The sequence below is a fragment of the Dyella terrae genome (genome assembly GCF_022394535.1).
Classification (GTDB): Bacteria; Pseudomonadota; Gammaproteobacteria; order Xanthomonadales; family Rhodanobacteraceae; genus Dyella.
In genome coordinates, this window is record NZ_CP089414.1 from 4,287,486 (window position 1) to 4,308,416 (window position 20,931).

Consider the following 20,931-nt stretch of genomic DNA (forward strand, 5'->3'; position numbering starts at 1 on the left):
GATGGGGCAGGAAGCCCCGTCCAGGACGAATGGATATTCGTCCACCACCAAGGGGCGACTGGAATGTCGACACCTGCGGTTACAACGACAACGAAGCTCTACGGAGGACGGGAAATGTTTGAACTGATCGAAAAACTCGCACCGAATGCAGTCATCAAGGTCATCGGCGTGGGCGGCGGTGGTGGCAACGCCGTGGCTCACATGCTCAATGCAAACATCGAAGGCGTCGACTTCGTCGTCGCCAACACCGACTCACAGGCCATGAAGGCCTGTGGCTCTCGCACGCACCTGCAGCTTGGTGCCAACGTAACCAAAGGCCTGGGTGCCGGCGCTAACCCGGAAGTGGGTCGTCAGGCTGCGCTGGAAGACCGCGAGCGCATCGAAGAGATGCTCGAAGGTGCCGACATGGTGTTCATCACTGCCGGTATGGGTGGTGGTACCGGCACTGGCGCTGCGCCGGTCGTGGCCCAGCTGGCCAAGGAAAAGGGCATCCTTACGGTGGCCGTGGTCACCAAGCCGTTCCCCTTCGAAGGCCGCCGCCGCATGCAGGTTGCCGCCAAGGGTATCGAAGACCTGTCGCAGCACGTCGACTCGTTGATCACCGTGCCGAACGAAAAGTTGCTTTCGGTGCTGGGTCGCGAAGTCACGCTTCTTAATGCGTTCAAGGCCGCCAACGACGTGCTGCTTGGCGCCGTGCAGGGCATTGCTGACCTGATCACAGCCCCGGGCCTGATCAACGTCGACTTTGCCGACGTACGCACGGTGATGTCCGAAATGGGCATGGCGATGATGGGTTCGGGCACCGCTCGCGGCGACGACCGCGCACAGGCCGCCGCCGAAGCCGCCATCAACAACCCGTTGCTGGAAGACGTCAACCTCAACGGCGCTTGCGGCATCCTGGTGAACGTCACCGCGGGCCCGAACCTGACCATGCGTGAGTTCGACGAAATCGGCCGCATCATCCACGACTTCGCCAGCGAAGACGCCACTGTGGTGATGGGTACCTCGCTCGACCCGGAAATGCAGGACGACGTGCGCGTCACGGTCGTGGCCACCGGCCTCAACCGCGCCACCGCCCGCCAGACGCAGCGCCCGGTCGTCACCCAGCAGGTGGAGATACGCCAGCGTCCGCGCCCGGTCGTGCTGCGTACCGGTACCGGCAACGAAGTGGTCGACTACGCTCAGCCCGAAGTCACCATGACCAGCCGTGTTGAGGCCAGCAGCCAGGCCAAGAGCGCTGATCCGAGCTTCGATTACCTGGACATCCCGGCTTTCCTGCGTCGCCAGGCCGACTGATAAAGCTGACAGGGCAAATAATTTGAAGAAAAATTGAACAAACGGCCGGTTTCACTTGTCAGTAACGAATCGCGCATGGGATCCGCCTCGGCGGAACCCTTGTCCGAGCCCGCTTTCCCTGCCTTTTGAGGGCAGAGGGCGGCTTGTCTGACGCTGTTCCGGCGCTCGTTCTTGAGATGTAGGGCCATGCTTCATGGATGAGCATGACCGGCCTGGAAATGATTTCCGCGGCCGGTCCGACGCCCCGAGACCGGATCCCGTCCCGGTCTTGGGGCGTTGCGCTTCATTCAAGTCATTGAAAGTGCTTGGAAAAGTACTGATCGCCCCACGAATGGATTTCATTCGTGAATGAAAGGAACATGAAAGGGTGAACAGTGTGTGTGGCGCGGATCGCCTTTTCACAGGTTAAGACTGTGTTAGCATCCGTTCCCTAATTTGGCTGCTGCCCCTTACAGGTACCAAAAAAATGATCAAGCAGCGTACGCTCAAGAACATTATTCGCGCCACAGGCGTCGGTCTGCATACCGGCGACAAGGTGTACATGACGCTTCGCCCCGCTGCCCCGAATACGGGCATCGTGTTTCGTCGTACCGATTTGAATCCGCCGGTCGAAATCCACGCGCGCCCCGACAACGTCGGTGACACGCGTCTGTCGACCACGCTCGTTAATGGCGATGTGCGCGTCTCGACGGTGGAGCATCTGCTCTCCGCGATGGCCGGCCTCGGCATCGACAATGCTTACGTCGATCTTTCTGCGCCGGAAGTGCCGATCATGGATGGCAGCGCAGGTCCGTTCGTGTTCCTGCTGCAGTCTGCCGGCATCGAAGAGCAGAACGTCGCCAAGCGCTTCATCCGCATCAAGAAGCCGATCAAGGTGCAGGACGGCGACAAGTGGGCGAGCTTTGAGCCGTTCGAAGGCTTCAAGGTTGGTTTCTCGATCGAGTTCAACCACCCGATCATCAGCAAGCGCACGTCGCGCGCCGAGATCGACTTCTCCACGACATCGTTCGTGAAGGAAGTGAGCCGCGCCCGTACCTTCGGTTTCATGCGTGACATCGAGATGCTGCGCGAACATAACCTCGCGCTCGGCGGCTCGATGGACAACGCCGTGGTGCTCGACGACTACCGCGTGCTCAACGAAGATGGCCTCCGTTACGAGGATGAGTTCGTCAAGCACAAGATCCTCGACGCGATCGGCGATCTCTACCTGCTGGGCCACAGCCTGGTTGGTGCCTACTACGCCCACAAGTCGGGTCACGAGCTCAACAATAAGCTCCTCCGTACCCTGATGGCCGATGCCTCGGCCTGGGAAGAGGTCAGCTTCGCGGACGATCCGGCGACCTCGCCGATCTCCTACGCCCACCCGGCGCAGGCGATCTGATCGTTCCGCCGATCAGCTAAGTCCTCGACAAATCTGAACAAACTGAACGGCCGCGTCCAAAAGACGCGGCCGTTTGTTTTGTGATATATCTCGCGCTTTCTCTCGGCAGCTGTTCACGTACTGATGACATCGGGGTCTGTCAGGTCCGTGGGGGCGTGGTATAAACCCATGCGCACCGATCGAAGGGTCGGTGTCAGGGATGTATCGCTTTTGAGTACGTCGGAGCCCAGAGTCATCGGGTTTCGTCGGATTGGGAATCAGAAACTTCGGCGACGGACGCCAACTCAAGGAACAGTTCCCGTAATTCGGGGTCTGTGGTTGAGGCCGCGGCGGCTCTCAGGTGAGAGGCGGCGGCTGGCGAAAGCGGTTTTGACCGATCCGGCACGATGTCTACCGGTAGAGGGGGGGGCCACTTTCACGGTGACTGAATTGGCGTACGTGCCTACGGCGCGTGCGGTCGAGAGGATTTGTGCCTGGAGTAGGCGCAGCCTGGCGGCCAGAGCCGATGACGGAGCCAAGAAAATAAGACGGCCGTCTTGCAGGTTGGCGAAACGAACTTGCTCGCGGAGTGGTGACGGTAACGTCTGGCGCAGTGCGCGATCCAACGCATCCAGCTTCCGGGCCTTGCGGGCCAGTGAAGCAATGGGACCATACTCGGTGATGGCTTTTAGTCCAGAACCGGTGCGGCGAGAGGGTTTTGGAGCGTCGCGCTGCATGGATGCCGACATCTTCTGACGTAGAACAACATGCAAATCATACTTGTGTCCCGCACCAAAAAGGTGCCCAAAACTTTCAATCTCGCCGACCGGCGCCTGCGCTATCGCCTGATGGGGGCGGCTGCTGCGGCGATCCTGGGGTGTGCGGGATTGGGCGGCGCGGTGGCCATGGTCGCGGCCAGCCCGCATGACCGGGCGTTGACGGAGATACGCCGGCTTCGTCAGCAAGTGCAGCAGCAGAACGATCAGCTCGCCGGTATCCGTAAGGATTCCCAGCGCGACATCGACGCGCTGGCCGTAAAGTTGGGTCAGCTTCAAGCACAGTCCACCCGTCTCAATGCCTTGGGTGAGCGCCTGACCCAGGTCGGCAAGCTCGACGATGGCGAATTCAATTTCGACGAACAGCCGGCGGTCGGTGGTGTGGAGGATGCGTCGGACAGCGGGTATTTGCTGCCCCAGAACCTGGATACCAGCATCAATCAGCTCGCCAACCAGTTCGACAGTCAGCAGGCGCAGCTTTCAGCGCTGCAAAGCCTGCTGCTGGATGCCAAGATCGAGTCCAATCTCAAGCCCACTGGGATGCCAGTCGAGGGCTACATTTCCTCCTACTTCGGTGGCCGGCCCGATCCGTTCAGTGGGCATAGCGCTTACCACACGGGCCTGGACATCTCCGCTCCGAAGGGGACGCCGGTACACGCCGTGGCCGAGGGCATGGTGACCTACGCCGGTGACCGTACCGGCTATGGTGAGGTCATCGAAATCGACCATGGCAACGGCTACATGACTCGCTATGCCCACAACAGCAAGCTCGAGGTCCACCCGGGCCAGCGCGTCCACGTGGGTGACGTGGTGTCCGAGGCGGGCTCTACCGGCCGCTCGACCGGTTCGCACGTGCATTTCGAGGTCTGGTACAAGGGCCGCGTGGTCAATCCGCTGGCTTTCGTGAAGAACCATCGCTGAGCCGCGTCCCAAGGGCGTCCGATGGCGCCCTTGAAAGCCTTTGTGCCCGACGCCACTCCATGGTCGGGACGATGATTTGGGGGAGTCCGCGGTGGTCGCCCGTTAGGGAGAACCACGTTGCGACGCTGGCAGGAACCTGCGGCGGCAGGGCGTTTGGGATAGCTGGCTGACCCTAGTATCATCAATCCTTTCGTCCTGCCCGGATTTGCCGTGGCAGGCGTTCACGAATCCTGATCCGGAAGATCGATGCTCAACCGTGCCCTGACGAGCCTTTTCGGTAGCCGCAATGAACGCGTGCTGCGCCAGCTCTCCAAGAATGTCGCGCGCATCAATGCGCTGGAACCCGAGTTCGAGAAGCTGAGTGACGACGCCCTGCGCGCCAAGACCGACGAGTTCAAGCAGCGCATCGCCGCCGGCGAGTCGCTGGACAAGGTCCTGCCGGAAGCCTTTGCCGTCGTGCGCGAGGGCGCCAAGCGCGTGCTCGGCATGCGCCATTACGACGTACAGATGATCGGTGGCATGGTCCTGCATTCGGGGCGTATCGCCGAAATGCGTACGGGTGAAGGCAAGACCCTGGTCGGCACCCTGCCGGTGTACCTCAATGCGCTGGAAGGCAAGGGCGTGCACGTGGTCACCGTGAACGACTATCTGGCTCGACGCGACTCGGCGCAGATGGGCAAGCTGTATGGCTTCCTGGGCTTGTCCACGGGTGTGGTTTGGCCGGGCATGGATCATTCGGAAAAGCACACGGCCTACTCGGCCGACATTACCTACGGCACCAACAACGAATTCGGCTTCGATTACCTGCGCGACAACATGGCGCTCAGCAAGGACCAGCGCTACCAGCGCGGTCTGCACTACGCCATTGTCGACGAGGTCGACTCCATCCTGATCGACGAGGCGCGCACCCCGCTGATCATTTCCGGCCCGGCCGAGGATTCTCCGCAGTTGTACCTTGCGGTGAACAAGATCGTCCCGAAGATGATCCGCCAGGAGAAGGAAGACAGCACGGGCGATTATTTCGTCGACGAGAAGCAGAAGCAGGTGCACCTGTCCGAAGAGGGCATGTCGCACGCTGATGAACTGCTGCGCCAGGCCGGTGTGATCGATGCTGATAGCGGTTTGTACGATTCCAAGAACCTAGCCGTCGTGCACCACCTCAACGCGGCATTGCGTGCCAACGCCATCTACCACCGCGACGTCGACTACATCGTTCGCGACGGCGAAGTGATCATCGTGGATGAATTCACCGGCCGCACGCTGGCGGGCCGTCGCTGGTCCGATGGCCTGCATCAGGCGGTGGAGGCGAAGGAAGGCGTGCCGATTCAGCGCGAGAATCAGACGCTCGCCACGATCACCTTCCAGAACCTTTTCCGCATGTACAAGAAGCTGGCCGGCATGACCGGTACAGCCGATACGGAAGCCTACGAATTCCAGCAGATCTACGGCCTGGAAGTGGTGGTGATACCCACCCACAAGCCGATGATCCGCCAAGATAATCCCGACATGGTTTTCCTTGCCCAGAAGGCCAAGTACGGCGCTGTGATCGAGGACATCAAGGATTGCCACAAGCGCGGCCAGCCTGTGCTGGTGGGCACCACGTCCATCGAAGTGTCCGAACTGCTGTCGGACCTGCTGCGCAAAGAAAAAATTCCGCACGAAGTGCTCAACGCCAAGCAGCATGAGCGCGAAGCGCACATCGTGGCCCAGGCGGGCGCGCCGGGTTCGGTGACCATTGCCACCAACATGGCGGGCCGTGGTACCGATATCGTGCTGGGCGGCAGCCTGGAAGCGGCGTTGGCTACGTTGCCGGAAACGGCGACCGACGCCGAGCGGGCCAAGGCCCGGGCCGAGTGGAAGAGGCTGCACGAGAAGGTGCTGGAATCCGGCGGCCTCCATATCGTGGGTACTGAGCGCCACGAGTCGCGCCGTATCGACAACCAGTTGCGTGGCCGCTCGGGCCGCCAGGGTGACCCGGGCTCCTCGCGCTTCTATCTGTCACTGGAAGACAACCTGCTGCGTATTTTCGCCGGCGATTGGGTCGGCCGCTGGATGCGCATGTTCGGCATGAAGGAAGAAGATGCGCTGGAAGACCGTATGGTCAGCCGCCAGATCGAAAAGGCGCAGCGCAAGGTCGAGCAGCACAACTTCGACATCCGCAAGCACCTGCTGGAGTTTGACGACGTTGCCAACGACCAGCGCAAGGTGATCTACAGCCAGCGCGACGAACTGCTGGTGGTGGACGATGTGTCGGACGCCATCGCTGACATCCGCGACGACGTGGTCACCGACCTGGTACGCCGCTACGTGCCGGTTGACAGCATCGACGAACAGTGGGACCTCGCCGGTCTCGACCGCGAGCTGGAAAGCGAATTCGGTTTGTCGCTCAGCCTGAAAACCTGGGTCGATCAGCAGCACGAGATCGACGACAAGATGATCCTTGAGCACGTGCGCGAAGCCGTGGAGCAGCTGTTCAAAGCGAAGGAGCAGCAGATCGGCAGCGACACCATGCGTCAGCTCGAAAAGCACATCATGCTGAGCGTGGTGGATAACGCGTGGAAAGAGCACTTGGCGAGCATGGATTACCTGCGTCAAGGCATCTATCTGCGCGGTTACGCGCAGAAGCAGCCGAAGCAGGAGTTCAAGCGCGAGTCGTTCGAGCTGTTCTCCAGCATGCTTGATCGCATCAAGTCCGAAGTGGTGCAGATGCTGGCGCGTGTTCGCGTTCGCAGCGAGGAAGAAGTCGCCGCGATGGAAGCCGAGCAGCAGCGTCTTGCCGACCGCCTGCAGCGTCAGATGCTGGCCAGTGGTGGCGGTGCGCCAGTCGCGGCGCTTGGTGCCGATGCCGAGGCGGTGGCTGCCGGGAGCATGTCTGCGCCCGTGGGTGGACCGGAGCACGATGGCCCGCGCGTGGGCCGCAATGATCCGTGTCCTTGCGGGTCGGGCAAGAAATTCAAGCATTGCCACGGTCAGCTGAACTGATACGAGAAACCCCGCTTCGGCGGGGTTTCTTTTTGGCGTTGCTGCTGGCGAGAGACGGGATTTTCGTTCGTTACATCAGAGCTCGGTGCTGAAGTGCATCGACGTGTTGGTCCCTCAGCATCGAGTTCAGCGCCTCGGCGGGCAGCAACAACGAGTCGACTCAGTCCCCGCCCGGAACCTTCTTCCGATATGGCTCCGCATCCACTGTCAAATACTGCGGCTCCTCCACATCCAGTCGAAGTGCAGTGAGTTGCCCGCCCCACACGCATCCGGTGTCGATGGCATAGATGCCCAGGCCAGCGAAGCGACCCAGCGCCGACCAGTGCCCGCATACGATGCGCGTCTCGCGCCGGCGCATGCCAGGAACTTCAAACCAGGGATACATGCCAGGTTTTTGCGTCCCGGGTATGCCCTTGCTTTCGAAATCGATACGTCCCTGGATATCGCAGTAACGCATGCGGGTGAGCGTATTGATCGAGGCACGCATGCGTTCGACGCCTTGCAGGCGACTATTCCATGCGGCCGGGCGATTGCCGAAGAGGTTCTTCAACAGGCGCGGGTGGCGTGGGCTGCCGAGTTCCCGTTCGATTTCCTGGGCCGATCGCTGTGCCTGGCGCAAGGTCCACATCGGGGCGAGGCCCGCGTGCACCATTGTCCAGTTGAGCTGCTCGTCGTGATGCAGCAGCTTTTGCGAGCGCAACCATTCCAATAGCACCGGCGCATCATCCGCGAACAGCACTTCGCGCAGTTCGGGATTGACCTTCGACTGCGCTTCCGGACGTCGTTGCGCGATGGCGAGCAGGCTCAGATCGTGATTGCCAAGCGTGATGATCGATTGCTCGCGCAGACTGTGGATCAGACGCAGGGTCTGCAGAGATTGTCCGCCGCGGTTGACCAGATCGCCGCAGAACCACAAGCGATCACTGGACGGGTCAAAGCGGATCTTGTCGAGCAGGCGTTGGAGTTCGGGATAGCAGCCCTGCACATCACCGATTGCGTACGTAGCCATCAGTGCAGAGTGCGCGGAATCGAAAGCGTGAACGGCGGGATCGGCGCTTCGAAGCGCGTGCCGTCGTCGGCCAGCATCTGATAGCTGCCCTGCATGATACCCACGGAGGTCTCCAGCACGGCACCCGAGGTGTATTCGAACTGGTCGCCGGGACGGATCCACGGTTGTTCGCCGACGACCCCCCTCGCCAGTGACTTCCTCAACCTTGCCGTTGGAATCGGTGATGATCCAGTGACGGGTCAGCAGGCGCGCGGCGACGTCGCCCGCATTGTGCAGCGTGATCGTGTAGGCGAAAACATAGCGGTTGTCGCCGGGACGGGATTGGTCGGGGACAAAGCGGGGTTCGACCTGCACGTCGATCGTGTAGGAAGATCGTTCATTCATGCCCCGATTGTAAGGGTTGTCGTGCCGCATGGGTGAAGCTTGCAGGCGACTCGCTGAATACGAGAAGTCCCCCGAACGGCCGATGGTCGATCAGCCAGCGGGCACGCGTGCGAGGCGGACGTAATCGTGCGGGGAAAGTGTTTCGGCGCGTGCCTTAGGGTCGACGTCGGCGCTCATGATCGCGTTGGCATCCATGAGGTTCTTCAGAGCGTTGCTTAACGTCTTGCGACGTTGCGCGAAAGCGGCCTTCACGATCGCGTAAATGCGCTCCGGGTCAGCATCGGGCAACTGCTCAGGGGGCAGCGGTACCAGCCTCACCACGGCCGAGTCCACCTTCGGCGGCGGCCGGAAGGCACCGGGCGGCACCACGAAGAGGGGCTCTACGCGGCAGGCTAGCTGCAACATGACCGAAAGGCGTCCATAGACCTTGCTGCCCGGCTCAGCGGCCATCCGGTCCACCACTTCCTTTTGCAGCATGAAATGCATGTCCTGGATCGCACGCGCGTGTTCCACGCAGTGGAACAGGATGGGGCTGGAGATGTAATACGGCAGGTTGCCGGCGACGCGCAGCCGTTCCACGCCGTGGCGGTGCGCGAGAGCAGTGAAGTCCACCTTCAGCACGTCGGAGTGGATGATGTTGAGTTCACCGACGCTGGCGGCGCGTGCCTGCAGGCCAGGGATCAGGTCCGTGTCCAGTTCGATTGCCGTGAGTTTGCCCGCCGCCGCGAGTAGAGGAAGCGTGAGTGCGCCTTCGCCGGGACCGATCTCCACCACGAAGTCGTCAGGGCGCGGAGAAATCGCGCTGACGATGCGCTCGATGTAGCGCTTCTCGTGCAGGAAGTGCTGGCCGAAACTTTTCTTGGGGCGGGCGTTCATGAAATTCCTTGCAGATGGGCGCGGCGTCGTGCCACGAGCTCAAGCGCCATCTTCGCTGCTGCGATCAGGCTGGACGGATCGCCGCGACCCGTACCGGCGAGATCGAGTGCAGTGCCGTGATCGACGGACGTGCGAATGAAAGGCAGGCCCAGCGTGAGGTTCACCGTGCGATCAAATGCTTCGCTCTTGAGTACCGGCAGCGCCTGGTCGTGATACATCGCCAGCACGGCGTCGTAGCGCTCTCGCATCGAGGGCACAAAGGCCGTATCGGCGGGTAGGGGGCCGAGCAGCCGCATGCCTTGAGCGCGGAGCTCGTCAAGCGTGGGAATGATGGTGTCGAGCTCTTCGCGTCCGAGGTGACCGCCTTCGCCCGCGTGGGGGTTGAGGCCGAGCACGGCGATGCGTGGCTCAGGCAGGCCAAATTTATCGTGGAGTTCGCGATGGACGATGCGCAGCACGCGCACGAGCGCGTCGCGGGTGATCGATGCCGGCACGGCAGAGAGCGGGAGGTGTGTGGTTGCCAGCGTCACCCGTAGCTCCGGACTCGCCAGCATCATCACCACGTCGGCGTTGGTGCGCTCGGCGAAGAACTCCGTGTGGCCACTGAAGCGAATGCCGGCTTCGTTGATCGAGGATTTCTGCAAGGGCGCCGTGACGATGGCGGCGTAGCGCCCACTCATGCAGCCGTCAGCAGCTTCGGCCAGCGTGGCGAGTACGTGCCGGGCGTTGGCTGGGTCGGGTGTGCCGGGAGTCTCTGCGGCATCCAGCGGAATATGCCGGATACGCAATTGGCCGGGTCGGCGCTCGGTGATGTCGGTGCCGTCATCGTCGATTAGCTGGACGGGCTGACCGCAGCGCATGGCGGCGCGCTCCAGCAGGTTTCGATCCGTGACTGCAACGAAATTGGCCGCCAGCGGAGTGGCGGCCAATCGGATAAGCAGTTCGGGACCGATCCCCGCTGGCTCACCTGCGGTGATGGCCAGCCGGGGGAGGGTCTGGGCGTTCAACGTGGCCTCAGGAGGACTTCTGGCTCTGCTGGGCGTTCGGGTCGCGCAGTTCGGGTACCAGAATGTTCACGTAGGCGCCGGAACGCATCTCGCGCAGGTAGTCCTCATACGCCTGCTCGGCCTTGCGGTTACCAATGGCTTGGCGGGCCTGGTTGCGCTCCAGCTCGTCCGTGCGGTCGCTCTGGCGGGTGCCAAGGCGCTCAAGGATGTGCCAGCCGGCTTCGCTCTGGAACGGCTGCGAAACCTGCTCGTCCTTCAGATCGTTCAGGTGCTGGGCAATGGTGGAGCCCCAGTCGTTCTGCATGAACCAGCCCATGTCGCCGCCGTTGTTCGCGGTGGTGTCGTCCTTGGAGTTCTCCTTCGCCAGTTTCGCGAAGTCCTCATGTTTGTTGACGAGGCGGTTATACAGATCCTCGGCCTTCTGATGGGCCTGCTCCGGCGTCATCAGCTCGCTCGGGCGGATCAGGATCTGGCGGGCATGGAACTCCTGCACCACCTGACGGCTGGGCTGGCGCTGCTCGATCAGCTTCAGGATATGGAAGCCGGTCGGACCGCGCATGGCGGGGGAGACGTCGCCGGGCTTCATGTTGCCCACGGCGTCGGCAAATGCCGGCGGGATTTCGTCCATGCGACGCCAGCCAAGGTCGCCGCCTTCGAGGGCATCCTGACCGTCCGAATAGCGGATGGCGGCCGCATGGAAGTCCATGCCGCCCTTGATGGCGTCCGTGGCTTGGGTCGCCTTGTCCTGGGCTGCCTTGATATCGGCGGCGCTGGCGCCGGCCGGCACGCTGACCTGGATGTGCGCCAAGTGGACCTCGCCCGCCTTGTAGGTGGGGCTTGCCAGCATGTTGTTGATTTCGCTATCGGTAATGGTCACCTGATCGCGAATCACGCTGTCATGCAGACGCTGGGCCACCAACTGGTCGGACAACTGGTGGCGAAACGCGGCAAAGCTGCCGCCGTCGGCCTCCACAGCCGCACGCAGCTGTTCCGGTGTCATGTGGTTCTGCTGAGCCACGGCATTCACTGCCTGGTCGACGTCGGCATCAGACACGCGGATACCCTGGTCGTCGGCGCGTTGCACCTGCAGTTTCATCAGGACGAGGCGATCCAGTACCTGGCGCTGCAGCACGTCCATCGGGGGCAGCTGGCCTGGGTTGCTGGCGTACTGCTGCTGGACCGAACGCACGGCCTCGTTCAGCTCGCTCTGCAGGATCACCCCTTCGTCCACCACCGCCACGATACGGTCGAGCGGCTGGTTGCCCTGAGCCGCCTGCGGCAACAGTTGGGCATGAGCGGGCAGGGCGGTCGCGGTGGCGACCGCAAGCAGGAACAACGCGAGAGGCTGCTTCATCAGAGTCCGGGGCCTTCAATCGCCGTAGGCGACAGGGAAGTTATTGATAACCAAGAATACCATTGCGCAGGATGTTTTCCGACTGACCGGAGAAGTTACCCATGCCCTTGAACTGCACCTCGAACATGATCGCTGTATTGGTCGTCCCAACCTGCGTCGTGGTGTCGTAGGTGTTCACGTAGCGGCGCCCTACCAGGCGCAGCGCCACGCAACAGCTGTCGTACTGCACGCCGGCCGTGGCCTCCACGGTCTTCTTGTCAAGTACTGAATAGGCCCAGTGGCCGATCAGGCGCCAGCGGTCGGAGAGGGGGTAGACCACAGAGGCGTCGTATTGTTCCAGCAGGGGCGTTTCCGCGCCGGGCTGCCGACGGTAGCGGTAGGAGAAGTTGATCACGCCGTCGGTCTTGAGACGGTACTGGACGCCAATGGCGCCAAGATCCGTGAGACTAGTGTTGGGGTTCCACTGGTACTGGGAGGTCACCTTCCAGTTGTCATTGAGCTGACTGGTGAGATCGATGACGTAGTCGGAGCCGGACCAGTTGGTGGCGGGCGTGACCTGATTTGGGCTGCCGTACTTGGGTAGCTGAACTCGTTGCTGCGTGAAATAACGGATCTGTCCGAAGTCGATCGATAAGCGCTCTACGCCGTTGTTGTCCAGCAGGCGCGTGGTCAGCATGGCGCTGAGGTTGTTTGCGTTGATCTGGCGGTCAGCACCGGAGTACGTATTGGGTGTGAACAACTCCCACGTGTCGAACGACATGATATTGGTGTCGAACAGCGGGATATTGTTCTGATTGCGATACGGGACATAGAGGTAATACAGGCGCGGTTCGAGCGTCTGCGTATAGTCGGTGCCGAACAGCGATGTGCTTCGATCAAAGATCAAGCCGTTGTCGATGCTGACGATGGGTAGCGAGCGGCTGGGGGAGCCGTTGGTAAAGGGTGAGGCTACCCCTGGCGCGAGCAGACTAGTCGAATTTGGCCCATATCCGGTGTAACCGTACTGCTGGTAGTTGCCGATCAAGTCGTAAGCGGTGTAGCGGTAGGCCACCCTCGGCTTCACGAACCAAGCGGCACCCTGGAAATTGGCCTGGATATAGGGGTACAGATCCAAGCGGTTGCCCTCGACCGCTTCATCCTTGCGGAATGCGACGGCCTCGGTATTGGCACCGACATCGAGCCAGCGGTTGATCGGGTAGTCCACGGTGAACGTCGCGCGCGGCCAGCGTTTGTACTGCACGCTCGCGTCAGGCAACGAGTAGTCGACATTCTGGTAGTAGTCCGCGCCGAAGGCAGCGTTCCAGTACACCTTGTCCCACCACTTGCCACCGCCCGAAATGTAGGTGGACGAGGTCAGCTGGCCGACGGATGTTGTGTAGAGATCGCTGCCGAAGTCGCGGAGATAGTTGCGATCGGACGCACGGTTGATGCCGATATTGAGCGACCACGGCCCATAGATCTGCGTGTGGTCGTAGTACTTGAGCAGCCAGCGGTTCTTGCCGTCGGTATTGGCGGTGCCGTCCGGATCACTCTGGCCGTTGTCGTGCGGCAGAAACTCGAAATTGATCTGTCCCAAGCTGCCGGGGACCAGGTAGCGGAATTCGCTCGCCAGCATCACGCCACGATCGGCATAGAGGCGGGGGTCGAGCGTGGCGTCGTAGTTGGGCGCCAGGTTGAGGTAGTACGGCGCGCTGATCGTGAACCCCGAGCGGCTGGAGCTGCCGAAGGAGGGCGTCAGGAAGCCGGTCTTGCGGTCATCGTTGATCGGAAACGAGAAGGTCGGCAACCAGAAGAACGGCACGCTGTACAGATACATCGTGGCGTTGTGCGCCACGCCCTCGCCAGTCTCCTTGTCCATGCGGATGTCCTTGGCATGGATCTCCCACACGTGGTTGCCGACGTCGCAGGTGGAGTAGGTGGCGACGAAGTAGCGGCTACGCTGGTCGTCCAGCATCTGGCCCTGCACCGCCACGCCGTTGCCGCGGTTGGTCAGCATCTGATAGGCGACGTTGTCGGCAATGGCCGTGCTGGCATCTTGATTGCCGCGGATATGGTCCGACGAGGTGAGCTGCCCGGCTTCCTGGTAACGGACGTTGCCGCGCGCATCGAAGTCCGTGGTGTCCTGGTTGTAGTCAGTTACGTCCGACTGAATGCGCTGGTCAGCCCGGTCTACCTTCACGTTGCCTTCCAGGTGGTAGATGCTCTGGTTAGAGCTGTCCACGCGTTCAGCCACAACGTACGTGTTTGAGGTGTTGCGGACCGAGCTGTCCTTGCTCATCGTCGGGTCGTAGAACGACAGCATGGCGTTAGGCCGACACATGCTGTAGTTCAGCGGGCGCTGCGGGCAGCGGTACGTGCCCAGCGGGCAGGACGGCACTGTCGACCGCGGAGCGTTGCTCGGCGGAGACGTCGGTGAAGGCTGATCGGGGTTAGTCGGAGCCGTCGGGCTGGGCTGATCCAATGCCGACTGTGCCTCGACCGGGCCACCGAACAGGGCGAGGGCGGCGGCAACCGCCAACAGGCGGCGAGGGGGCAGGTGGCGCGGAGGGAGCTTGGGCGTCACGATGGCAGTCTATCGGCTGGGAGGCTCGTAAAACTAGCAGAAAGGCCCCATGGACGGCAGTTGGTAGGGTCACTCTCCAGAACAGGATTCAGCATGACTGATCAGAAAGCAGCCAAAAGCGATGACCAGTGGCGTGCTGAGCTGACGCCGCAGCAATATGCGGTGTGCCGGTGTTCGGCGACCGAGCCGCCGTTCAGTGGCAAGTGGTACCGCCACAAGGTCGCGGGGACTTACGTCTGCGTGGCTTGCCGGGTGCCGCTGTTTGCGTCCGAGGCAAAGTACGACTCGGGCTCAGGCTGGCCAAGCTTTTTTCAGCCGCTGACCCGTCAAGCTGTTGGTCTCCGGCAGGACGAGAGCCACGGCATGCGCCGCACCGAGGCGCGCTGTGCTGCATGTGAGTCGCATCTGGGGCATGTCTTTCCGGATGGCCCCAAGCCCACTGGCTTGCGCTATTGCATCAATTCGGTGGCGTTGGATTTCGTGCCCGCCGGCGATTGATTCAAGCTTCGAGCAGTTCGCCTACGTGGGCGGCGACGCTGGTGGAGAGGGCGAGCAGGTTGTAACCGCCTTCCAGGGTCGACACTACTCGCCCCTGGGCATGGGCGTGCGCGACATCGACCAGCCGCTGGGTGATCCAGGCGTAGTCTTCGCTGCCCAGGCGCAGATCGGCCAATGGGTCGTTGCGATGCGCATCGAAGCCCGCCGACACCAGCAGCAGCTGCGGCCGAAAGGCGTGCAGTCTTGGAATCAGCACGCCTTCCCACAACTCGCGAAATTCATAGGAGCCATCTCCCGGTGATAGCGGCGCGTTGACGATATTGCCCACGCCGTGTTCATCAGGGCTTCCCGTTTCCGGGTACAGCGGCATCTGATGGCTGGAGATAAACAGCACGCGCGGCTCGCGGGCGAAGATGTCCTGCGTGCCATTGCCGTGATGGACGTCGAAATCGGCGATGGCCACGCGCTTAAGGCCGTGCTCGGCCATGGCATGCGCTGCGCCCACGGCCACGTTGTTGAACAGGCAGAAACCCATGGCCCGCTCAGGCGTCGCGTGGTGTCCGGGCGGGCGCACCGCGCAAAAGGCCTTGCCGCCCTGGGCGCTCAGCACCGCGTCCACGGCCGCTACCACGGCGCCAGCCGCGCGTAGCGCGGCTTCGGCTGAGCCGGCCGACATCAGTGTGTCTTCGTCAAGGCGGATTGTGCCGTCCTGAGGTGCGATGCCGAGAATGTGCTCTACGTGTTCGGCTGCATGCACGCGCAGCAATTGCCCGCGCGTGGCGCGAGGCGCCTCGATACGGTCGAGCGCGGCGAAGCGATCACTGTCCAGTGCCTGCAGGACGGCGCGAAGGCGGGCCGGGGATTCAGGCCGGGCCGGGCCGGGATCGTGCTGCAGACAACTGGCGTGGGTGTAGAGCCGCAGCATCGAGGATCAGGCCTGAGGCTTTCGCCGACGCTCGTGATTCCAGAGCACCTCGCCGTGGCCGCTGGTGCGGGCCAGCACGCGAGACACGACGAACAGCAGGTCGGAGAGGCGGTTGAGGTAACGCTGCGCTTGGGGACGCACTTCCTCCACACGCCCAAGTCCAATCACTTCGCGTTCGGCGCGGCGGCACACGGTGCGCGCAAGATGGCAGCAAGAGGCCGCCATGCCGCCGCCGGGCAGGATGAAGTCTTTAAGCGGCGGCAGCGGGTCGTTGAACGCATCGAGCACCTGTTCCAGGCGCTCGATATCGGCATCGTGGACCATCGCCATGCCGGGAATGCACAGCTCACCGCCGAGGTCGAACAGATCGTGCTGCACCTGCGTCAGCGCTTCCCGCACATCGTCGGTAACACCGTCGGATGCGAGCACCATGCCTAGCGTGCTGTTGAGTTCGTCCACGGTGCCGTAGGCGGAAACACGCAGCGAATCCTTGGCGACGCGTGAGCCATCGCCAAGGCCGGTGCTGCCGTCATCGCCCGTGCGGGTGTAGATCTTCGAGAGGCGGTTACCCATAGAGATCAGCGCGACAGCCGGGAGGAATCGGCATGACCCAGCAGGCGCGACAACTGCACCACCAGGCCGTGCATCACCAAGCCAAGCGCCACATAGAGCACCGTGGTTTCGAGGAAGAAACCGTACCAGTCGGTCATGTTGGAGAGCCACGCGGCGACGCTGCGCGGCTGCGGCACGCTGTTACTCAGCCAGTAGAAGCTGCCATTGGATATCACGTAGCAGGCCAGCCAGCTCACCAGTACGGCGCTGACGGTGAGCGCGAGGCTGCTGGCGTTGAAGCCGAGCTTGCGTCCGGCCAACCAGCTACCGCCCAGCCACAGGCTGAGATACGACGGCACCAGGAACCAGTAGGCCGCGGAGACGCAGTAGTGATCCCAGAAGTTGATGCCCTGGTTGCTGATGACCAGATAATCGACCAGCACGGCCTCGACCATCAGCAGGGGGAACGCCCAGCGTGCCGAACCGCGCAGCCAGAAGCCGGCTAGAAAGAAGATGCCCCAGGATGCATCCCAGATGTCGTGATGGAACAGCGAAAGATGGATGCGCGTGGCAGCCATCACCGCGGCCAAGGCCAGGAAGATGCCCAGGCGCTGGGTCTGCGTCTTAGCCATGAGTTGCTCCAGAATAAGGTCGCGTCGTAAGCAGAGACTGAGTTTAGCGCAATTGCGCTAAGCCCAGATGGGGCAGGCCCCGGGCGCGTATGATTCGGCGCCATGACGAACTCATCCTTTCAGGCGGCTGCACGGCAGCCGGTGCTCATCGTTGGCGGCGGGCTGGTTGGTGCCAGTCTGGCCATCGCCCTGGACGCTGCGGGCATCGACGCCGTTATGGTCGAGGCAGCCGCGCCGCGGGTGGGCGAGCAGCCAAGCTACGACGAGCGCAATCTGGCGCTGGCTCGATCTACCGTGAACGGCCTGACCGCCATTGGCGTGTGGAAGCACGCACAGGCGCAGGCTACGGCGATCCGTCATATCCACGTCACGCGGGCTGGCGAGTTCGGCAGCGTGCAGATGGATGCCGCGCGCCAGGGCGTCGATGCGATGGGCTGGACACTGCCCGCGCGCGAACTCGGTGCGGCGTTGTTGCGTCGGCTCGATGAATGCACACGCCTGCGCCGCCTGGCGCCGGCCCGCGTCGAGTCACTCGAACCGTTGGCCGAGGGTTGGCGTGCCCGTATCCAAACCAGCGAAGGGCCCGTCGATATCGACACCCCCTTGCTGGTTGGTGCCGATGGCACGGGCTCCTTCGTGCGCGAACGTCTGGGCATCGAGGCGGAACGCCACGATTACCGGCAGACTCTGTTCGTCTGCACGATGACGCCGGAGCGCGATCACGCGCATCGTGCCTATGAGCGTTTTGCCGACAACGGCCCGATTGCACTGCTTCCCCTTGCCGGTCGCCGCTGCGGACTGGTGCTTACCGTGCCGCAGCATGAGGCCAAGTCGGTGGAGGCGATGGACGATGAAGCCTTTGTCGCGTTGGCGCAGGAGCGATTCGGCTGGCGTCTGGGCCGCCTGGGCCGACCGGGCAAGCGCCACCCTTATGCGATCCAGCGCGTCGCCGCTCGTTCGCTGGTGTCTGGACGTGCTGTGCTGGTCGGTAATGCCGCGCAGACGGTGCATCCCATTGGCGCGCAGGGCTTTAACCTCGGATTGCGCGACGCGCTCACGTTGGCCGAGTTGCTCACCGGTGCTGCCGATCCCGGCGCGGAAGGGCTGCTAGCGAACTACGCCGCCCGCCGCGCGCCGGATCGCGAAGGCACCATGGTCATGAGCCACGGACTGGTGCAACTGGCTTGCCTGCCGCAACCGCTGCTGGGGCCGTTGCGCTCGATGGCCATGCTGGCATTCGATCGCGTGCCACCGCTACAACGCCTGATGGCCCGTCGTGGTATGGGTTTTCGCGGCGAGCCGCCCAAGGCCGTGCTGGAGCGCTTGCCATGAACGCGACGGCTTCTTCTCGCCACGAATCATCGCGTCGTCGCGGCCCGGCCTTCGATGTCGCGGTAGTCGGCGGTGGCATGGTGGGTGCGGCGGCAGCACTGGCACTGGCCCGTGCCGGATTCGCCACGGCACTGATCGAGGCGCGCGCACCGGCACCGTGGTCCGCGAATGACGATGTAGATCTTCGCGTGGTCGGGCTGGCGCCATCGTCGATCGCGCTCCTGCACGAGATTGGCGTCTGGACGTCCATCCGCACCTCGCGCGCAAGCCCTTATGCAAACATGCACGTGTGGGACGCGGCGAGTGGTTCGGCCATCCATTTCGATGCTGCCGACGACGATCGCGACCTGCTGGGCTACATCGTGGAAAACAACCTCGTGCAGTGGCAGCTTTGGCAGGCGCTGGATGCCGCCGGCGTGCGTCGCCTTTGCCCCGCAAAGATCAGTAGCTATGAGGTGCTTGAAGATCGTGTGCAGTTGTCCCTGAACGGCGCCGAGACCGACGCGGTTTCCGCCCGTTTGCTGGTCGCCGCCGATGGCGCGGCCTCACCCTTGCGCGCGATGGCGGGTATCGAGACCACGGGGCGCGATTACGCACAACGTGGCGTCGTTGCACACGTACAGACCGAGCGGCCGCACGAGGGAACAGCGTGGCAGCGCTTTCTGGACACTGGGCCGCTGGCCTTGTTGCCGCTGGCCGATGGCCGCAGCTCCATCGTGTGGTCCTTGCCGGAAGACGAAGCGCAGCGTGTGCTTGCGCTGGACGATGAAGCATTCTTTGAGGAGCTGGGCGTGGCTAGCGATTTCCGCCTTGGCCGCATCACAGGCGCCACGCCGCGCGCAGCGTTCCCGCTGCGGCTGCAACTGGCCGAAACCTATCAGGCCGAGCGCTTCGTGCTGCTCGGCGATGCGGCGCATGCGGTGCATCCGCTGGCGGGGCAGGGCGTGAATCTTGGCTTGCGCGATGTCGCCGAGTTGCGCGACACGCTGGTCGCCGCCCGCGACGCGGGCAGTGATATCGCGGCTGCGCACGTGTTGCGCCGATACGCACGTCGCCGGCGCAGTGCCGATACCGTCGATGCCCTCGGTTTCGACGCGCTGGCGCGCATCTACGCATGGCAATCGTCGCCATGGGTGGCGGCGCGCGGTCTCGGGGTGAAACTGATCGACAAACTGTCACCCATCAAGCGCAGACTGGCGAAGCACGCCGCTGGTCTATAGACCTGCAGGGAAGTGACATGGGTGGCAAATACGTTTGCAAGGAACATGATTCCCTGGGGAAGATGGCCTGCGTCAGCGCCTCACTGGGCCCGCTGATACTCCAAGGATCGCTGGCGGGGGCCAGTGTCCATACGATTCGGACGCTTAGCCCCGATCGTGACGAAGCTCATCGAGTAAGCAGCGCCTATTTGGACGCCCAGGACTTCGAGCGGGTTGTGGCTTATCTCAAGTCAAACGATCGGGCGGAACTTTGCCTAGTAGATCGGGAGCGATCAGCGAAGGCATTGAATGATCGCCTCTTCATGCAAAAAATGAAGCGCAGTTTTCGTTTGGCATGTCCCGCTTGTCTGGCTCAAGCGCTGGAAAAAAGTATCTGATTTACCCGTGGTAGTCACCGCAATAAGGAGATCCTCATGCGCATTGCCCGCCTTTGCAGTTTTCTATTGTTTGCAGGATTCACCGTTGCCGCGCAGGCGAAGATGGTGGAAAAGCCGATCGAGTGGACGCAGGACGGCACCACCTTTCACAGTGTGCTGGTCTATGACGACGCGGTGACCACCAAGCGCCCGGGTCTGGTCATGGTGCCCAACTGGTACGGCGTGAACGATCTCGCCATCAAGAAGGCGGAGATGATCGCCGGCAAGGACTACGTGATCCTGCTCACCGACATGTACGGCGCAAAGATCCGTCCGACCAATGATGACGAAGCCAAGGCCGCGATCAAGCCGCTCTACGGCGACCGCGTACTGATGCGCAAGCGCGCCAATATGGCGCTGGATCAGTTGAAGGCGCAGGCTAAGACCGCACCCATCGACCTCAGCAAGCTCGCTGCGATCGGCTTCTGTTTCGGCGGCACGGCGGTTCTTGATCTTGCGCGCAGTGGCGCCGACGTGGCCGCCGTCGTGTCGTTCCATGGTGGCCTGCAGACGGATGATCCGTCACTGGCCAAGAACATCAAGGCGCGCGTGCTAGTGATGAACGGCGCCGATGACAAGGGCACCATGCCCGACGCCGACAAGTTCATGGACGAAATGCGCGCTACCAAGGTCGACTGGCAGTTCGTTGTGCTGGGCAATGCCGTGCACTGCTTCACCGAGACAGACCAGCACAGCGCCGGTTGCGCCTATGACGAACGCGCCGCCCAGCGCAGCTATCGCATGATGCGGGATTGGCTGCACGGGGCGTTCAGCGGTACGCCGTAATCCAGTCGTGAATCGGGGCGCACACTTCTTGTGCGCTCCGTA

General features: G+C 62.5%; 18 protein-coding genes and 1 pseudogene. 9 read left to right on the top strand and 10 right to left on the bottom strand.

The genetic code is table 11. From position 1 onward, the window contains the following. Nucleotides 1–114: 114 nt before the first annotated feature. Nucleotides 115–1,296: a cell division protein FtsZ gene (gene ftsZ / locus DYST_RS18900; protein ID WP_102302918.1), complete on the top strand. Its 1,182-nt coding sequence runs from the start codon at nucleotides 115–117 to the stop codon at nucleotides 1,294–1,296. Nucleotides 1,297–1,762: 466 nt separating this feature from the next. Next, nucleotides 1,763–2,677: a UDP-3-O-acyl-N-acetylglucosamine deacetylase gene (gene lpxC, locus DYST_RS18905; protein ID WP_102302917.1), complete on the top strand. Its 915-nt coding sequence runs from the start codon at nucleotides 1,763–1,765 to the stop codon at nucleotides 2,675–2,677. Nucleotides 2,678–2,961: 284 nt separating this feature from the next. Here lpxC and DYST_RS18910 read toward each other — a convergent pair whose 3' ends face one another. Then, entirely contained in the window at nucleotides 2,962–3,405 is a 444-nt protein-coding gene (locus tag DYST_RS18910; RefSeq protein ID WP_343214838.1) for a DciA family protein, read from the bottom strand. 18 nt (nucleotides 3,406–3,423) lie between these two features. On the opposite strand from DYST_RS18910, the gene DYST_RS18915 reads away from it, so the two are divergent. Continuing rightward, nucleotides 3,424–4,353: a M23 family metallopeptidase gene (locus DYST_RS18915; protein ID WP_102302916.1), complete on the top strand. Its 930-nt coding sequence runs from the start codon at nucleotides 3,424–3,426 to the stop codon at nucleotides 4,351–4,353. A 246-nt stretch (nucleotides 4,354–4,599) separates the two neighbouring features. After that, nucleotides 4,600–7,335: a preprotein translocase subunit SecA gene (gene secA, locus DYST_RS18920; RefSeq protein ID WP_239947497.1), complete on the top strand. Its 2,736-nt coding sequence runs from the start codon at nucleotides 4,600–4,602 to the stop codon at nucleotides 7,333–7,335. Between the two features lie 160 nt (nucleotides 7,336–7,495). Here the strand turns inward: secA and DYST_RS18925 are convergent, their stop codons facing one another. From DYST_RS18925 to DYST_RS18950, 6 genes and pseudogenes are all read right to left on the bottom strand, one after another. After that, a complete protein-coding gene (locus DYST_RS18925; RefSeq protein ID WP_239952157.1) occupies nucleotides 7,496–8,344 on the bottom strand; it encodes a symmetrical bis(5'-nucleosyl)-tetraphosphatase in 849 nt (282 codons plus the stop codon). After that, nucleotides 8,344–8,728: pseudogene (apaG, locus tag DYST_RS18930) on the bottom strand (Co2+/Mg2+ efflux protein ApaG). The gene DYST_RS18925 and the pseudogene apaG overlap by 1 nt, the downstream one beginning before the upstream one ends. Before the next feature lie 90 nt (nucleotides 8,729–8,818). Then, nucleotides 8,819–9,604, bottom strand: a complete 786-nt coding sequence (rsmA, locus tag DYST_RS18935; protein WP_102302913.1) for a 16S rRNA (adenine(1518)-N(6)/adenine(1519)-N(6))-dimethyltransferase RsmA — start codon at nucleotides 9,602–9,604, stop codon at nucleotides 8,819–8,821. Then, nucleotides 9,601–10,611 (bottom strand): 4-hydroxythreonine-4-phosphate dehydrogenase PdxA, encoded by a 1,011-nt coding sequence (gene pdxA / locus DYST_RS18940; protein ID WP_239947499.1) that lies wholly within the window; start codon nucleotides 10,609–10,611, stop codon nucleotides 9,601–9,603. The genes rsmA and pdxA overlap by 4 nt, the downstream gene beginning before the upstream one ends. Nucleotides 10,612–10,618: 7 nt before the next feature. After that, entirely contained in the window at nucleotides 10,619–11,965 is a 1,347-nt protein-coding gene (locus DYST_RS18945; RefSeq protein ID WP_239947501.1) for a peptidylprolyl isomerase, read from the bottom strand. Nucleotides 11,966–12,005: 40 nt separating this feature from the next. Then, nucleotides 12,006–14,528: an LPS-assembly protein LptD gene (locus DYST_RS18950; RefSeq protein ID WP_239947502.1), complete on the bottom strand. Its 2,523-nt coding sequence runs from the start codon at nucleotides 14,526–14,528 to the stop codon at nucleotides 12,006–12,008. A gap of 93 nt (nucleotides 14,529–14,621) precedes the next feature. Here DYST_RS18950 and msrB point away from each other — a divergent pair, with 93 nt between their 5' ends. Continuing rightward, nucleotides 14,622–15,026: a peptide-methionine (R)-S-oxide reductase MsrB gene (gene msrB / locus DYST_RS18955; protein ID WP_239947510.1), complete on the top strand. Its 405-nt coding sequence runs from the start codon at nucleotides 14,622–14,624 to the stop codon at nucleotides 15,024–15,026. 1 nt (nucleotide 15,027) lies between these two features. Here msrB and DYST_RS18960 read toward each other — a convergent pair whose 3' ends face one another. Genes DYST_RS18960 through DYST_RS18970 form a run of 3 tightly spaced genes read right to left on the bottom strand, consistent with a single transcriptional unit; the run spans nucleotide 15,028 to nucleotide 17,135 of the window. Then, nucleotides 15,028–15,951, bottom strand: coding sequence for a histone deacetylase family protein (locus DYST_RS18960; protein ID WP_239947512.1), 924 nt, complete (start codon nucleotides 15,949–15,951; stop codon nucleotides 15,028–15,030). A gap of 6 nt (nucleotides 15,952–15,957) precedes the next feature. Continuing rightward, a complete protein-coding gene (locus DYST_RS18965; RefSeq protein ID WP_239947513.1) occupies nucleotides 15,958–16,524 on the bottom strand; it encodes a cob(I)yrinic acid a,c-diamide adenosyltransferase in 567 nt (188 codons plus the stop codon). Nucleotides 16,525–16,529: 5 nt separating this feature from the next. Beyond that, the gene (locus DYST_RS18970) at nucleotides 16,530–17,135 is read right to left on the bottom strand and encodes a hypothetical protein (RefSeq protein ID WP_239947516.1); all 606 of its coding nucleotides are present in this window, start codon (nucleotides 17,133–17,135) and stop codon (nucleotides 16,530–16,532) included. A gap of 102 nt (nucleotides 17,136–17,237) precedes the next feature. Here DYST_RS18970 and ubiH point away from each other — a divergent pair, with 102 nt between their 5' ends. From ubiH to DYST_RS18990, 4 genes are read left to right on the top strand one after another with little or no spacing between them, the layout of a single operon-like run. After that, complete coding sequence (gene ubiH, locus DYST_RS18975; RefSeq protein ID WP_239947518.1) at nucleotides 17,238–18,467, top strand: 2-octaprenyl-6-methoxyphenyl hydroxylase; 1,230 nt, start codon at nucleotides 17,238–17,240, stop codon at nucleotides 18,465–18,467. Continuing rightward, complete coding sequence (locus DYST_RS18980) at nucleotides 18,464–19,687, top strand: FAD-dependent oxidoreductase (protein ID WP_239947525.1); 1,224 nt, start codon at nucleotides 18,464–18,466, stop codon at nucleotides 19,685–19,687. The genes ubiH and DYST_RS18980 overlap by 4 nt, the downstream gene beginning before the upstream one ends. A 17-nt stretch (nucleotides 19,688–19,704) precedes the next feature. Continuing rightward, nucleotides 19,705–20,064 carry a hypothetical protein gene (locus tag DYST_RS18985; protein ID WP_239947527.1) on the top strand — a complete coding sequence of 120 codons (360 nt, stop codon included), beginning with the start codon at nucleotides 19,705–19,707 and terminating at the stop codon, nucleotides 20,062–20,064. A 36-nt stretch (nucleotides 20,065–20,100) separates the two neighbouring features. Then, the gene (locus tag DYST_RS18990) at nucleotides 20,101–20,889 is read left to right on the top strand and encodes a dienelactone hydrolase family protein (RefSeq protein ID WP_239947529.1); all 789 of its coding nucleotides are present in this window, start codon (nucleotides 20,101–20,103) and stop codon (nucleotides 20,887–20,889) included. Nucleotides 20,890–20,931 lie beyond the last annotated feature (42 nt).